Origin of the sequence: Shewanella sp. Sh95 (assembly GCF_001308045.1) — a bacterium.
GTDB classification, from domain to species: Bacteria; Pseudomonadota; Gammaproteobacteria; order Enterobacterales; family Shewanellaceae; genus Shewanella; species Shewanella xiamenensis.
In genome coordinates this window covers 1-15,203 of sequence record NZ_LGYY01000061.1, presented here as the reverse complement: position 1 = coordinate 15,203, position 15,203 = coordinate 1, and the positions used below count along the sequence as shown (strand labels likewise).

The 15,203-nt window shown below is 46.8% G+C and carries 12 protein-coding genes and 1 pseudogene; 2 read left to right on the top strand and 11 right to left on the bottom strand.

The genetic code is table 11. The features are described from left to right. Nucleotides 1–37: 37 nt before the first annotated feature. The 11 genes from nqrF to AEA42_RS05040 all read right to left on the bottom strand — a co-directional run bounded on the left by nqrF (nt 38) and on the right by AEA42_RS05040 (nt 11,613). Nucleotides 38–1,294 (bottom strand): NADH:ubiquinone reductase (Na(+)-transporting) subunit F, encoded by a 1,257-nt coding sequence (gene nqrF / locus AEA42_RS05090; protein WP_055647149.1) that lies wholly within the window; start codon nt 1,292–1,294, stop codon nt 38–40. Between the two features lie 46 nt (nt 1,295–1,340). Beyond that, a complete protein-coding gene (nqrE, locus tag AEA42_RS05085; protein WP_006080469.1) occupies nt 1,341–1,949 on the bottom strand; it encodes an NADH:ubiquinone reductase (Na(+)-transporting) subunit E in 609 nt (202 codons plus the stop codon). Nucleotides 1,950–1,955: 6 nt separating this feature from the next. Further along, on the bottom strand, nt 1,956–2,588 hold the full coding sequence (locus tag AEA42_RS05080) for an NADH:ubiquinone reductase (Na(+)-transporting) subunit D (protein ID WP_011621733.1): 633 nt from the start codon (nt 2,586–2,588) through the stop codon (nt 1,956–1,958). Further along, entirely contained in the window at nt 2,588–3,376 is a 789-nt protein-coding gene (locus AEA42_RS05075; protein ID WP_011621732.1) for a Na(+)-translocating NADH-quinone reductase subunit C, read from the bottom strand. Before AEA42_RS05075 ends, AEA42_RS05080 begins: the two co-directional genes overlap by 1 nt. Then, complete coding sequence (locus tag AEA42_RS05070) at nt 3,369–4,568, bottom strand: NADH:ubiquinone reductase (Na(+)-transporting) subunit B (protein WP_011716068.1); 1,200 nt, start codon at nt 4,566–4,568, stop codon at nt 3,369–3,371. Before AEA42_RS05070 ends, AEA42_RS05075 begins: the two co-directional genes overlap by 8 nt. Then, the gene (locus AEA42_RS05065) at nt 4,568–5,902 is read right to left on the bottom strand and encodes a Na(+)-translocating NADH-quinone reductase subunit A (RefSeq protein ID WP_055647166.1); all 1,335 of its coding nucleotides are present in this window, start codon (nt 5,900–5,902) and stop codon (nt 4,568–4,570) included. The genes AEA42_RS05070 and AEA42_RS05065 overlap by 1 nt, the downstream gene beginning before the upstream one ends. A 403-nt stretch (nt 5,903–6,305) precedes the next feature. Further along, a complete protein-coding gene (locus AEA42_RS05060; protein ID WP_055647148.1) occupies nt 6,306–8,357 on the bottom strand; it encodes a TonB-dependent receptor in 2,052 nt (683 codons plus the stop codon). A gap of 154 nt (nt 8,358–8,511) precedes the next feature. Continuing rightward, a complete protein-coding gene (gene luxS, locus AEA42_RS05055; protein WP_011625409.1) occupies nt 8,512–9,021 on the bottom strand; it encodes an S-ribosylhomocysteine lyase in 510 nt (169 codons plus the stop codon). A gap of 155 nt (nt 9,022–9,176) precedes the next feature. Then, nucleotides 9,177–10,292 carry a TRAP transporter substrate-binding protein DctP gene (gene dctP / locus AEA42_RS05050; RefSeq protein WP_055647147.1) on the bottom strand — a complete coding sequence of 372 codons (1,116 nt, stop codon included), beginning with the start codon at nt 10,290–10,292 and terminating at the stop codon, nt 9,177–9,179. A 203-nt stretch (nt 10,293–10,495) separates the two neighbouring features. After that, nucleotides 10,496–10,816, bottom strand: a complete 321-nt coding sequence (locus AEA42_RS05045) for a BolA family protein (RefSeq protein ID WP_011621726.1) — start codon at nt 10,814–10,816, stop codon at nt 10,496–10,498. Between the two features lie 134 nt (nt 10,817–10,950). Continuing rightward, entirely contained in the window at nt 10,951–11,613 is a 663-nt protein-coding gene (locus AEA42_RS05040; RefSeq protein WP_055647146.1) for an alpha-ketoglutarate-dependent dioxygenase AlkB, read from the bottom strand. Between the two features lie 259 nt (nt 11,614–11,872). Between AEA42_RS05040 and AEA42_RS05035 the strand changes: the two genes are divergently transcribed. Both AEA42_RS05035 and AEA42_RS05030 read left to right on the top strand, forming a co-directional pair. Next, the gene (locus tag AEA42_RS05035) at nt 11,873–13,006 is read left to right on the top strand and encodes a methyltransferase (protein WP_055647165.1); all 1,134 of its coding nucleotides are present in this window, start codon (nt 11,873–11,875) and stop codon (nt 13,004–13,006) included. A 211-nt stretch (nt 13,007–13,217) separates the two neighbouring features. Beyond that, nucleotides 13,218–15,077 (top strand): annotated as a pseudogene (locus tag AEA42_RS05030) (DUF2339 domain-containing protein); the annotation flags it as partial. Nucleotides 15,078–15,203 lie beyond the last annotated feature (126 nt).

The following is a 15,203-nucleotide window of genomic DNA, read 5'->3' as shown; positions in this document are numbered from 1 at the left end:
CACATCTGCAACTCTTCTCACCTTGGGCTAATTCACATTAGCCGCCGAAGTCATCCAACAGGATGTTTTCGTCTTCGACACCAAGATTTTTCAACATACCGATCACGGCCGCGTTCATCATTGGAGGTCCACACATGTAGAACTCACAATCTTCTGGCGCTTCATGGTCTTTCAGGTAGTTTTCATACAGTACGTTATGGATGAAACCTGTGTAACCATCCCAGTTGTCCTCAGGTTGAGGATCAGACAGGGCCACATGCCATACGAAGTTGTCGTTTTCAGCCGCTAGGCCGTCAAAGTCTTCCACGTAGAACATTTCACGCTTAGAACGTGCACCGTACCAGAAGCTCATCTTACGCTTAGACTTCAGACGCTTCAGTTGGTCGAAAATGTGTGAACGCATTGGTGCCATACCCGCACCACCACCGATAAACACCATTTCTGCATCGGTATCTTTCGCGAAGAATTCACCGAATGGGCCAGAAATCGTGACTTTATCGCCAGCCTTCAGGCTCCAAATGTAAGATGACATCTTACCGCATGGTAAGCTCAAGTTACGTGGAGGTGGCGTTGCGATACGCACGTTCAGCATGATGATGCCAAACTCTTCTGGGTAGTTAGCCATTGAGTAAGCACGGATCGTTTCTTCTTCAACTTTAGATTCTAACTTGAAGAAGCCAAAGTGTTCCCAGTCACCACGGTACTTTTCAGGTACGTCGAAATCAGCATATTTAACATGGTGCGCAGGCGCTTCGATCTGGATGTAACCACCCGCACGGAACGGAACAGATTCACCATCAGGGATTTGCAGCTTCAGTTCTTTAATGAAGGTCGCCTTGTTATCGTTAGAGATAACAGTACATTCCCACTTCTTAATACCGAAGATTTCTTCGTCAAGCTCGATTTCCATGTCGTTCTTAACATTCACCTGGCAAGACAGACGGCAACCTTTACGGGCGTCACCCTTGCTGATGTGATCTAATTCTGTTGGCAGAATATCACCGCCGCCAGACTTAACCACTACGCGACATTGGCCACAAGAACCACCGCCACCACAGGCGCTCGATACGAAGATACCGCTGTTCGCTAGCACACCTAACAGCTTGCCACCGGCACCGGTTGTAATCGCTTTTTCAGGATCGTCGTTGATGCCGATCGTGATGTCACCGCTAGACACTAGCTTAGATTTAGCGAATAAAATCACTAACACTAAGACCAGGACGATAGCAGTAAACATACTCACACCGAGGTAAACCTCGAGCGGAGTAGATTTAAAAATACCAAGAATATCCATTAACTTATCCTTAGAAGGTCCAATTCAAGAAGCCGTTTGGTGTCTCTTACAGAGACACACCAGAAAACGACATGAAACCTAAGGCCATTAAACCAGCGGTAATAAAGGTAATACCTAAACCACGCAGGCCATTCGGCACATCGGCATACTTCAGCTTCTCACGGATACCGGCCATCAATACGATAGCTAATGCCCAACCTACTCCAGAGCCGAAACCAAACACCACACTTTCGCCCAGCTTGTAGTCACGCTCAACCATGAATGATACCGCACCGAAAATCGCACAGTTCACAGTGATCAGAGGTAAGAAGATACCTAACGCGTTGTACAACGGAGGAAAGTACTTATCCAGTGCCATTTCCAGAATTTGAACTAAAGCCGCAATCACACCGATAAAGGTAATGAATTTCAAGAAGCTTAAGTCAGCTTCAGGTGCACCAGCCCAAGCCAGTGCGCCAGGTGCTAACAGCCCTTGGTAAATAACTTGGTTAGCAGGAACAGAGATAGTTAACACTACAACTACCGCAATCCCTAGGCCCATCGCGGTAGTCACTTTCTTCGATACCGCTAAGAAAGTACACATACCTAAGAAGAAGGCCAGTGCCATGTTTTCAATGAAAACAGAGCGAATTAACAGGCTAATATAATGTTCCATCTCAAATTACCCTTTTGCTTCAACTTGCTCTGGCTTATAGGTACGAATAATCCAAATCAGAATACCGATCAGGAAGAACGCACTTGGCGGCAGTAATAACAGACCGTTTGGTTGATACCAGCCACCTTCAGAGATCTTGTGCAGGATTTGAACACCGAACAGAGAACCGTTACCAAACAGTTCACGCACGAAGCCAACAGCTAACAGAATCGCACCGTAACCTAAACCGTTACCGATACCATCCATAAAGCTCATCATTGGCGGTGTTTTCATCGCATAGGCTTCAGCGCGACCCATTACGATACAGTTCGTAATGATAAGGCCCACGAATACCGATAACTGCTTAGAAATCTGATAAGCATAAGCCTGCAGCAATTGGTCAACCACGATTACCAGAGAGGCAATAATGGTCATCTGTACGATAATACGTACGCTGCTAGGAATATGGTTACGGATCATTGAGATAAACAGGTTAGAAAACGCTGTTACCGCAGTTAATGCCAACGCCATTACCAGTGCAGTTTCGAGCTTGCTCGTTACCGCTAACGCACTACATACACCAAGTACCTGTAATGCAATCGGGTTGTTGTTGACGATAGGTCCAGTCAGAACCTGTTTCAGTTCTTTAGCGTCAGACATTAGCTGAGACCTCCATTGCGTGCTTTTTCAATGAAACTCGCAAAACCTTCTTTACCTAACCAGAATGTCAGAGAGTGTTGAACACCGTTACTGGTCAGAGTCGCGCCGGATAATGCATCCACACCGTATTCAGTGCTAGCAACAGCTGGGTTTTTAGTTACGCTGATAGCAATGTTACCTTGCTCATCAAATAACTTCTTACCGTGCCATTTCGCTTTCCACTGAGCGTTTTGCACTTCACCACCAAGACCTGGGGTTTCGCCTTGCTCGTAGTACACTAAGCTTTGAATCGTGTTCAGATCAGCATCTAACGCGAGGAAAGCATACATAGTCGACCACAGGCCATAACCATGAACTGGCAGGATCACGCTGGTTAACTTACCTTGTTCGTCACGCACTAAATAAACCACTGCATCTTCAGCAACACGCTTAACTGAAGCGATATCGTTTTCAGGTACAAATGAGGTTTTCACATCGCGAGACGCTTTGCGTTGATCGAATGTGTTGGCATCAACACCTTCAACCCAATCACCGGTTTTTAAGTTAACTAACTTAGCTTCGATGTGCTTGCTGTAAGTATCCAAAATCTGAGCTTTGGTTACTTTGCCCGCTTTCGTGTCAATCAGACCCGCAGCTTCGAGGATGTACTTTTGCTTATCAAGCAGCTTGTTTTCTGCTTGAGTTGGGCGCAGTAATACTGCCGCAGTCGACACGAATATCGCACAAATTAGACATAAGCCAACGACGATAAATAACGTTCTGCCGAACGAATCTTTATTACTAGCCACGAGCAATCCTCCGCTTGATATTTGCCTGAACCACGAAGTGGTCGAACAATGGCGCGAACAAGTTAGCAAACAGAATCGCTAACATCATGCCTTCTGGGAATGCAGGGTTAATCACGCGGATAAACACAGCCATTGCACCAATCAAGATACCGTATGCCCATTTAGCTTGGTTAGTGAATGACGCAGACACTGGGTCAGTCGCCATAAACATCATGCCAAATGCAAAACCACCTAACACTAAGTGCCAGTACCAAGGCATTGCAAACATTGGGTTAGTGTCGCTACCGATCACATTTAACAGTGTAGAGATAGCAATCATACCGACCATCACGCCGCCAACGATGCGCCATGAAGCGATACGGGTATAGATGATAACCAGACCACCTAACAGAATCGCCAGAGTCGATACTTCACCCACAGAGCCTGGAATGAAACCGAAGAACGCATCCCACCAGTTTTGGTTGAATGTGTAATCTAAGGTACCCGCTGCCGCTTGGCTCAGAGCCGTTGCACCAGAGTAACCATCAGCCACAACCCATGAAGTGTCACCAGACATGTTCAGAGGGTAAGCGAAGAACAGGAAGGCACGACCGGCTAATGCTGGGTTTAAGAAGTTACGACCAGTACCACCGAACACTTCTTTAGCCACAACCACACCGAAGGTGATACCTAAGGCCACCATCCACAATGGGATAGTTGCTGGCAGGGTTAACGCGAACAGGATAGAGGTAACGAAGAAACCTTCGTTAACTTCGTGGCCACGGATAGCGGCAAACAGCACTTCCCAAATACCACCCACGGCGAAGGTCACCGCGTAGATAGGTAGGAAGAAACAGGCGCCGTACCACATCAGTGCTGGCCAGCCAGAGTTGGCGGTCAGTTCGGTACCAAACATGCCGAACAGGCTCACTTGCCATACGTCAGGCGTTGCAAAACCCGCGATTAACGCAAGTTGTGCTTGCAGACCCACGTTGTACATACCCACGAACATCGCTGGGAAGGCACAGGCCCAAACCGTGATCATCATACGTTTCAGGTCGATGTTGTCGCGAACGTGGGTTTTACCCTTGTTCACTTTACCTGGCGTATAAAAAATGGTGTATGCCGCTTCGAAGAGGGCATAAAACTTTTCGTATTTACCGCCTTTTTCAAAGTCGGGTTCAATACGTTCGAAAAAATCTTTCAAGCTCATTAGCCTTCCCTCTCGATCGTATCTAAACAGTCACGCAGATATGAACCGTAGTCATATTTGCCTGGACATACGAACGTACACAGTGCGAGATCTTCTTCATCCAACTCTAACGCGCCTAAAGTGGCAGCACCGTCAAAGTCACCTGAGATCAGGTCACGCAGCAACATAGTAGGAAGAATATCCAATGGCATTACACGCTCATAGTTGCCGATTGGCACCATAGCGCGGTCTGAACCACCAGTGCTCGTTGTCATGTTGAACAGACGAGAAGCGCTTAAGTGGCCAAGGAATGCACGGGTAATAGAGTATTTGTTTGAGCCTGGTAACACCCAACCAAAGAATTCTTTTTCAGTGCCTTCTTCTAACAGACTCACCTGCGCGTGGTAACGACCTAAATATCCTTGAGGACCTACAGCAGTACGGCCATTCAGCACAGAACCTGAAACAACACGTACGTTACCATCTAAGGTTTCGCCCGCGGTCAGTTCAGTCATGCTTGCACCTAAAACAGTGCGAACCAAACGTGGCTTAGCCGCTTTAGGACCGGCAATCGCGACCACGCGTTCGGTATTCAGTTGACCGGTAGTAAATAGCTGACCAATGGCTATTACATCTTGGTAACCGACATGCCAAACAGTACGTTTTGCAGAAGCTGGAAGTAGGAAATGGATATGAGTACCAACAAGACCCGCAGGGTGAACACCGGCAAATTCTTCAACTTGGGCATTAGCGGCAGGAATATCGGCGCCAGGCGCTTTACAAAGGTAAACTTTACCTTCGGTAAGTCTTGCTAAGACCTTAAGACCATTAGCAAAATCTTCTTTATGCTCACGGATCACTACGACAGGATCGGCGGCATGGGGTTGCGTATCAATCGCGGTTACAAAAATACCAGCGGCAGAAGAATCTACGGCAGGCACTTTGCTGAAAGGACGTGTACGCAATGCAGTCCATAAGCCTGATTCGATCAGGTTGTCACGGACCAGTTGCGAGTCTAGCGTATCGAGAGCAGTGGCGTCATACTTAGCAAAGGCAACGCTTTCGTTCCCTTCTACTTGAATAACAACAGACTGCAGCACACGCTGGGCGCCCCGGTTAATGTCTAATATAGTACCACTGGCTAAAGCCGTATATTTTACGCCAGGATTTTTCTTATCTTCGAAAATCACCTGACCTTTTTGTACTTTATCGCCCACTTTGATCTTCATCGTTGGACGTAAGCCAATATACTCTTCACCCAAAGTAGCTACATGTTTAATGGCTGGGCCATTATGGATAACTTGCTCTGGTCCGCCTGCTATAGGCAGTTCCAATCCTTTCTTAATTGTAATCATATCCACAAGCACTACGTTTTGAAGGAAAGACAATGCGCCGCGTTCCTGCTAAATACTGAGGTTTTAAACAAAACCTACTGCATTGAGCTAGCGCAGATTTATCACAGAAATGCGATCGCAATCACGCTGGTCGCGCGCATTTTACCCCAATTGCCGTGGCATCGCCACGAAAATTATAGGTGATTTCAAACCTCAAATAAGGATTTAAAAGAATCATGCGCTACAGCGTTCACCTTCCGACCGAGTGAGGGCTCAGAAAGAGAAAATATTACGGTCGTCAAATACTATAACATTAATTTTAAAAGAAATAATTTAGCGAAAGGTCGATACCTCTTTATGGCGAGGCTTAATACGACCATTTCGCTTTCTCGTTGAATAACCTTTAAACAAGATTTAATTCAGTTTAAAAACGCCATTGATAACCCAAATAGCTGATCCGTCCATTTTCAGACCGAATTCCGCTATTTGATGCTGTGGTGACTAAGGACTCATCGAGTAGGTTTTCGACGCGAATATACAACCTATGGTGTTTATCAAAATCATAGTTTGCCGCTAAATCGACCCGCCATTGGCCCGAAACCTGTTGCAGTTCGCTACCAAATTGGCTGAAATTCCGCTCCGATTGATAGGCCGCCTCAAGATTTAGTTGATATTCGCCATAGTTAACCCCCGCACTCAATTGCAATTGATGTTCGGGTAACCAAGCCAATCTCTCTCCCTCTAGAACACAGCCTTGGACATCGGTACAAGTGCTGGTTTGATACTCGGCGCTAAGATATTGATAATTTAGCCCTAAGGGTAGCTCTACCCCACCCAGATCCCAGCGATAGCCAAGGCCAAGTTCTACACCATAGGTGAGCACATCGGGAATATTCTCTTGGGTTAACAAGCGTTCATCGGCGCACATCGAATAGCTATCGCAATCCACATGCAAATTGTCGAACTCTTGCACATAAGCCCGTAAATCCGCTTTTATCCCTTCACGCGCATATTGGGCACTCACTTGATAATGGAGCGACACCTGAGCCTCTTGGGTGGTATTCCCCGCGCTTGCCGCAGTCCAGGCACGACGGATATCGGTACTAAAACGCCAATCGCCCGCATCATAGAGAACACCTAATTGCGGCATCCAATCACTATCGGAGAAGTCCGCTTCGTCTAGTCCCGCGAACGCTTGCTTCACTTCACGATTGACACTCACATGCTCGTAAGTAAGCCCTAACTTGATTTGCATGCCTTGCCAGCGGAATAACGAATCGATGGCCGACGTCAGCGCAGTGGCATCATCCGTGTAAGCGAACAGGGCATTTGACTCATCAGCCATCAGACTTCTATCCGCTTGCCATAACGCCGTTTGTTCGCCAAAGTGCATTTCGGCCTTATCCGTATGATAACGAGCGCTGTAAATAATTTGATGTTCGCCGTATTGGTTTATGGCTTGGGTCTGGGCACCAAAAGCGCTGTAATCGTTATCTTGGACCAGCAGATTTAAATCGGCGCCATTTGCACTGGGATTTCGATCAAAAGCCGAGATGCCTGAAAGCGTTGCAGCATCAATCTCTTGCCCATTAAACAAGCCAAGTTGGTTCAGTTGTTGTGAATAGGACTGATAGTAGAAGTCAGTGATCACTTTACTGCCGCCTAAATCCACTTGGTGTGATAGCTGATACTTGTGCTGCCGCCCCCGGTGCTTATCTTGTGCCGTTGCCGAATATAAGAGTAAAGGATCCTGTTGCCAGTCTGCTGCCGTGATACCAAGTTGCGAGCGATAACTGTCATCATCGATAAATTGGTAAGTAAATTCTGTTTGCTGCGGACTACGAGCCCCGAGCAAACTGGCGGCGTTGACCTTAAACAGCAGGTCAGTTTTTTTTCTGTCGGCATCACTGCCGTTGAAAAAATTTGCATCACCTTGTTCTTGAAGATAATTCGCCGCGAATAAGGCTCCATATTCCTTTTGCTTAACACCCCAAGTCATGCCGGCATTGAAGTCGGAATCCGTTGCCCCTTCAACCTGAAAACTACCTGACTGAGGTTGGTCGGCAATTTCAAGACTCTGGTAATTCACCACCCCAAAGGCCCCCTGCCCGCCTACCGGCATATTTGCCAGTGGTGTACTCGTGACATTTTGTTGTAGTAAAAGGTTAGGCAGTAACTGCAACTGCGACGCCGAATAAGGCGCGGGTGAGAAATACACCCTATCTTGCATCACAGCTACGCCTTGGCTGGCGGAGCGCATACTGATATTCGCACTGTTTCCGCTGTGGTCGGCTCGTAATAAGGTTAGGCTGTTTAAGTAACTCAACTGCATCCCATCATCACTGGAGTGATAGTGGTTATTGAGTTCAATCAGATCGAGCGTCTGAGAATGGAGCGGGTTTGCATTAAGTGTATTAGGGTAAACACAGGCAACCGCAAGCGCGGTCAGCGACATCACAAAGTAGCGACTGGACATACCAAGCTCCCAAAAGTGTTTGTTAGCGTACGGCGTTTTTGTTGTTATTTTGTAAAATAGCTGAATTTACTCGAAAAAAAAAGCGACGAATGTCGCTTTCTTGACGCTAACACTTTGAACCTCGCTAGCGCAGAATGCGCTAGCCCAGCAAAGCTTAGAGTTGACCTAAGATCTCATCGCTGAGTTTTAAGTCGTCGTTGCGGTTAACACTCACGCCTGCGGCGATAATGTTACGGGCAATATCTTGGGCTTGTTCTAACGAGTGCATCTGATAAGTGCCACATTGATACTCGTTAAGCTCAGGAATTTCAGATTGCTCAACCACTTTGAGCACATCTTCCATAGAGGCAAGCCATGCATCGGCCACTTGGCGCTCGCTAGGCTCACCAATCAGGCTCATGTAGAAACCAGTGCGGCATCCCATTGGAGAAATATCAATAATTTCAACATCGCTGCCATTAAGATGATCACGCATAAAGCCCGCAAACAAATGCTCTAGGGTATGGATACCGCGCTCGCTGAGGATATCTTTATTCGGTGCACAAAAACGCAGATCGAATACGGTAATGGCATCGCCTTTGGGGGTACTCATATGTTTGGCAACGCGCACGGCAGGCGCATTCATCCGTGTATGGTCAACGGTAAAGCTATCAAGTAATGGCATAGGGCTCTCCAAATTCTTAGGGCGATACAACCGCTATCGGTTTATGGGCGCAAGCATAACACCAAATGGATTCGGTCGATAACAAGATAATGTAAGATGAAATCATCTCATATCAATCAGACGCTAATATGAACATTTTGTTCAAATTAGCAGCATTAGTGCTGGCGCTGCTGGCTGTAAGCATCCTCTGAAATCTTATGATACTCACGTACACCTTGCTCATACGCATGGTAAGCGCGGTACACTTTGCGCATCATAGGGTCCTGCTCTGCCTGTTCTTCAATGACCTGCTGTGAAATACGTTCAAGCTCACTAAGCACCTCCGGCGGGAATGCCTTCAGCACCACACCCTCGTCTTTTACTAAGGTTTCAAGGGCTGTCACGTTACGCGTGGTGTATTCGTCCAACATATCTTGATTGATAGCACGCGCCGCGCCTTTGACTATGGCCTGTAAATCTTCGGGCAGACTCTCGAAGGCGGCTTTATTGATCAAGAACTCCATATTGGAGCCTGGCTCATGCCAACCGGGATAATAGTAATATTTGGCGACTTTATGTAAGCCAAAGGCAAGGTCATTCACTGGTCCAACCCACTCAGCCGCATCAATCGACCCCGTTTGCAAAGCGCCATAAAGCTCCCTACCCGCCATATTGACGGGAACGGCACCGACACGTTTCAGCACTTCGCCCCCTAGGCCTGGCATACGGATCTTCAAGCCTTTAAAGTCGGCAATAGTGTTGATGGGTTTATTAAACCAGCCGCCCATCTGCATGCCCGTATTGCCACCCGCTAATGGAATAATACCAAAGGGACGATAGACTTCCTCCCACAGTGCCATACCGCCACCATAATGCAGCCAGCCGTTCATCTCTTGGGCCGTCATGCCAAAAGGGATAGAAGAAAAAAACTGTGAGGCGGGCGCTTTCCCCTTCCAATAATAGGAGGCGGCGTGGGCCATCTGCACTTTACCTTGGCTCACACCGTCGAATACCGCAAAGGCCGGCATTAACTCACCCGCGCCATATACATGAATTTGCAAACGGCCATGGGACATGTCGTTCACCAACTTAGCAAAACGCTCAGGCGCCATGCCTAAACCGGCGAAGTTTTTCGGCCACGACGTGGCTAAACGCCACTCAATCACCTCTTTGGCGGGAGCCGAGTCAGGATGGGGGGATGCAGAAATCTGTTCGGTCTTTGAAGGCGCAGGATTACACCCACCGAGTCCAATCAGTAATACCGCAAGCAATAGACTCCCCAAATGACGCATCAAACCTCTCCCACAAGACAAATAACCAGTTAACAGTATGAAAATTAGCGTGCTTTTATCGAACGACGAACGTTTAACACTGCTGAAATAAAACATATTGTTAACACATAAAGTTAGGGAGGGAAACCCAATAATTTCCTCTATTTGACCTAAAACAAAAAAGCCACGTTGATAACGTGGCTTTTATAAAATCAGGGGTGCAATTAACCGCGACAATTTGGCGTTTTAGGCACTTCAACATCCTTAGCCCATTCACTCTGAGTGAAGGTATGGATAGAAAGTGCATGCACACCGTTCGCTAATTCATCGGCTAAACAATTGTTTACCAAACGATGGCGGGCAAGTAAGCGAAGGCCTTCAAATTCATCACTGACGACAACCACTTTAAAGTGAGTCTCTGAATTAGGCGGAACATGGTGACGATGGCTTTCGTTAAGGACTTCTAAATGAGTTGGCGAGAAGCTTTCGGTTAGCTTCTTATCAATGGTCTGTGCCACTGTGCCCTGCGCATGGGTATTGGACATATTCAAATCTCAACATGGGAAAATCCAGTGGCCGCAGAGTACTGCTTCAAGTACAAAAGATCAAATCCCAACGTCAGCTTTGCGGCTTTAAGCTGAGCCAATTTAGTAACAGTATGAAATGATTTGGCTTTCAATCAGCCATGATAATTAACAATCAATTGCCTAAAGGTGTAGTTCCAACGGGGTTCCTTAACCTTTAAGCGCTTAGGCACACTGTGTAACCAATCTTGCTGCATTGGCCAATGCATAATCAGTAAGTCACCACTGTGTAAGCTAATCGTGTATTTCACCTTGCTGTGTTTATGTTTAATCACAAAATCCCGCGAGGCACCAAGGCTGATAGAGGCGATATCACTGCCGCTTGCAATCTCGGGCTCATCATCGCTGTGGGCGCCCATGCAATCTTGACCATCGGCATAGCGATTCACTAACACACCATTGCTGCCTAGGCCAAAATCCCGCTGCAGTTTGTCGCGCAATTTTTGCAAATACTTAGGCCAAGGCAGGGCACGAATAAATAGCCCCGAATACATATAGTCACATCCCAAATCGCCATACCAAACCTGCTGGCGAGGGATCGAATGGTATCGTCCAAACACTTGAATTTGCGGGCGAGTAAGCGGATATGATTGCGCCTCATTAATCAACGCATTTTGCTGCGCCTTACCTAGATAATCCCGTACTAAGGTGATAGGTGGTTCGAGTTGTCCAATATCTAGGCTTTCGATGGCAAGCACATCATCAGGTGTATCCAAAGGATAATCCTCAAATTCGAATCCTAATTCAGCTTGTTTCATACTCCCACCTTATGCACAGTTCGCCCTTTCGACAATCAGCCTAACGCCAATGATAGTAATGTTTTACGTAGGTTTGCGCAGCGTTGCGAGTCAACAGTGTATCCAGCCTCAGTCTGAGGATTCAAATTTGACCAGTAAACTTGGCTGCCATGGTACGGCATCAAAGACATACTTCAAGGTATACAAACTAAGGCAAACATCGCAAGCGGCCATGAAATCTGCGATAATCAGCGCCTTATTTTTATTGGCACAACACAACATGACGACACAATTTTCAGTAGCAGGAATAGAACTCGAACTATTTCGCTATCCCGCATCGCAGGAATCGAATCTTCAAGCGTGGGATGCCGCAGACGAGCATTTAATCAATAGTTTGATTGAAGGTGAACAACCAGCTGTGCCAACGGCCATTATTAACGATAGTTTTGGCGCCTTAAGTTGCGCCCTCTCGCGTATCAATCCCAACTGGCCGCTTCGCGTTGAAACCGATGCCAGAACCAGTTTTTTAGGTGCAGAGCAAAATCATCATCACAATCAGTTGCCGATGGATAACCTGCAATGGTTTACCAGTCGCGACACCTTGCCTCAAGATGTCGCCTTAGTGTTGATGAAATTACCGAAGAATCTCACCTACTTTGCCCACCAGCTCATGCGCCTGTCGCAGGTATTACCCGCTGGCTGTCGCGTCTTAGTTGGCGCAAAAGCCAAATCAATCAACGCGAGTTTACTGGCATTATTTGCTAAACACTTGGGGCCAGCGAGCGCCAGCCTTGCTTGGAAGAAAACCCGCGTGATCACTTGTATTAGTGATGGTAAGCCAAGAACACTGCCAAATGAAATCATTTGGGATATTCCAGAGTTTAAACTGAAAATCAGCAACTTAAGCAACGTATTTGCCGCCAACAAGCTCGATATTGGCGCACGAATTATGCTCGATAATCTGCCAAAAGGTGAATTTAACACGGTTGTCGACCTTGGCTGTGGTAATGGCGTGCTAGGGCTTCGTGCCGCCCAATTATATCCCAATGCCGATATCCATTTTATCGATGACTCCGAAATGGCTGTTGCCTCGGCAAAGGCCAATTGGACAACCAATCAACTCCCCGAAGGCAAGGGACATTTTCATTGGGATGATTGCATGAGCCACTTTCCCGATAATGTAGAGCCTGATTTAGTACTGTGTAATCCGCCCTTCCATCAAGGTGAGGCCATTACCGATCATATTGCTTGGCAAATGTTTTTAGATGCCCGTCGTCGGTTAAAAAATGGTGGGATTTTACATATCGTTGGCAATCGCCACTTGGCTTATCATGTAAAATTACAACGCTTATTTAAAAACTGCACCACAGTTGCCTCAAATGGCAAATTTGTCATCCTGCAAGCCCGAAAATAGTCCTTTCTACAGTGCGGAACAGGCGCTAGCGATTAGCGCTGTTTTCGCAAAATTAGCTCAGATGCTCATCATCAGAATGTTCTGAACAGCGGCTTTTAACTAGCCGCCGCCCTAAGTTGTCAGTACAATCCGCGAAAGCAAATACATAAAACTAAACGACTTAGACTTTTATGTACCTGATTTATATGGATAGCGTATTTAGGATACTGATATGCCGTTAAAGGATGACGTAGAGCAACTCAAGGCAGAATTGATGCAATTAACGTTGCAGCACCTCGCGCAGCAATCTTCACTTGACCGCCAACTAGCTGAGTTCTCAGCCAAACTTGATACCTTAAGCTTAAAGCTTGAACAGCAAAATAATGGTTTCATTCACACGAGCAGCATAACTGAGCAATCTGCTACCGAGTCATCCCCGATTGCGTTCACAACAGATGCTCACGCAATAGCGAGCCATGCCGCTCTGCAGTCCGAAACGGTTTCACATCCTATTAAGTTACAAGCCCTTGCCACGTCACCTTGGCAGGATGATCCATGGCAGCGCCAAACTAACCCGCGCTCTCGCGAGCAACATGATTCGCCACAAGCCACTGATATCGAGCTGATAAAGCAAACTCGGGTAGAACTAGGTGTTCAAGCAACAAGCCAAGTTGAAGCCCAAGTAGAAGCCTTTTTATCGCAAGGCGTTGCCGCAATAATGGATCCCTTTGTGGCCATAAAAGAACAGCTAAAAGGCTTCTATCAACATTATCAAGCGAAGGGCTTGGGGCCAGTGTTTTTAATGACTGTGGCCGGCATTATTACCCTCACCCTAGGTTTTGGTTATCTGCTGCAATATTCCATTAATCACTGGTTTTCTGAACTCGGTAAAGCATTACTCGGCTTTGGCTGTGCAAATGCGATTATCGCTGGCGGCATTTTTATCCGTCAAAAACGCCAAGGTATGACCGACTTTGGCTCGGGAATCGTTGGATTAGGGCTGATCTTAAACTATCTGTGCGCTTATTTTATTGGCCCCTATTTTGAGATTATTCCCAACGGCGCCAGCTTTATTCTATTGCTGTTGATTACCTTAGCGGGCTATGGCCTTTCAATGCGCCTCGATGCCAAAGTCATTGCGGTCATCGCCTTAATTGGTGGCTCAACGGCACCTATGATGCTGTTATCCCAAAGCTATGCGCTGCTGCTATATGTTCCCTACTTACTGCTGATTGGTACTGGGGCATTAGCACAAAGCCGCAAATTGCAGTGGCCATTACTGCTTGAAATGACCGCCTTATTACATATCGCTTGTATTGAAGCCTTCAGCTATTTTGTCGATTTACCACTCCAGCAATGGCACGGCGAAGCTGTGCTGGCCGTTGTGAGTCTTAACGCGCTCTTTTATCTCTATGGGCTAGCTGGGCTTATCGTTAACTCATCGACAACATCACTAAGCCATAGGGTATTGGCACTGCCGATTGCGTTATTGGCTTTTGTGATCTTTGAACTGACACAATTTACTGAGTTTGCAGGGGAAATCTTTATCGCTAACGCACTAGTCTGCGTAGGGCTATACCTTAAACTTAACAATCGGCTCGCTAAATCCCAATCTAGCCTCTTGCTAGTGTTTGGCGGAAGCTTTGCCGCCTTTGCGGCACTTTATCTGGTAAGCCATGATTTCTTAGGGTTAGTATTGCTACTCGAGGCAATATTACTGTTGTGGATTGGACTCAACGAAAAACTGATTTCAGTGCGCGCCGAAGCCTATGTCTTGCTAGTGATGGGACTGGCGCTCAATGCCTACAGCCTACTCTCGGGCTTGACCTTACTCGAACTCGGCGGCTTATCGCCAGTGGGTGCCCTTGGCTTCCCCCTTATCGCGTTAGCCTTAAGTGCTGGCGGATTGTTCTTTACGATCAATCAACTAACAAATAATGAATTAACTCTCTCCACCTTAGAAGGGCAACTCTGTTATCTGCTAAAAGAAACCCTCAGCGGGTTTTATGTCGCGACGCTATTGATTACAGCTTATCTTGTTAGCAGTGATTACTACCTCGCCATTGTGCCACTCCTTAGCCTGTTACTCTTACCCGATTTCAGATAATAAGTGCGACATTCATGGAAAGGTGTAGAAGAGGAAGCCAACTGCTAAAAGTGGTACGCTCTTCTCGCCAAAGAAACAAGCAGTACTACCATGAATTATCAGCAGTTGACC

What these genes read in the sequence shown, in the direction of transcription:
- nqrF (WP_055647149.1), bottom strand. Translation starts at nt 1,294, where the DNA reads ATGGATATTCTTGGTATTTTTAAATCTACTCCGCTCGAGGTTTACCTC.
- nqrE (WP_006080469.1), bottom strand. Translation starts at nt 1,949, where the DNA reads ATGGAACATTATATTAGCCTGTTAATTCGCTCTGTTTTCATTGAAAAC.
- AEA42_RS05080 (WP_011621733.1), bottom strand. Translation starts at nt 2,588, where the DNA reads ATGTCTGACGCTAAAGAACTGAAACAGGTTCTGACTGGACCTATCGTC.
- AEA42_RS05070 (WP_011716068.1), bottom strand. Translation starts at nt 4,568, where the DNA reads ATGAGCTTGAAAGATTTTTTCGAACGTATTGAACCCGACTTTGAAAAA.
- AEA42_RS05065 (WP_055647166.1), bottom strand. Translation starts at nt 5,902, where the DNA reads ATGATTACAATTAAGAAAGGATTGGAACTGCCTATAGCAGGCGGACCA.
- AEA42_RS05060 (WP_055647148.1), bottom strand. Translation starts at nt 8,357, where the DNA reads ATGTCCAGTCGCTACTTTGTGATGTCGCTGACCGCGCTTGCGGTTGCC.
- luxS (WP_011625409.1), bottom strand. Translation starts at nt 9,021, where the DNA reads ATGCCATTACTTGATAGCTTTACCGTTGACCATACACGGATGAATGCG.
- dctP (WP_055647147.1), bottom strand. Translation starts at nt 10,292, where the DNA reads ATGCGTCATTTGGGGAGTCTATTGCTTGCGGTATTACTGATTGGACTC.
- AEA42_RS05045 (WP_011621726.1), bottom strand. Translation starts at nt 10,816, where the DNA reads ATGTCCAATACCCATGCGCAGGGCACAGTGGCACAGACCATTGATAAG.
- AEA42_RS05040 (WP_055647146.1), bottom strand. Translation starts at nt 11,613, where the DNA reads ATGAAACAAGCTGAATTAGGATTCGAATTTGAGGATTATCCTTTGGAT.
- AEA42_RS05035 (WP_055647165.1), top strand. Translation starts at nt 11,873, where the DNA reads ATGACGACACAATTTTCAGTAGCAGGAATAGAACTCGAACTATTTCGC.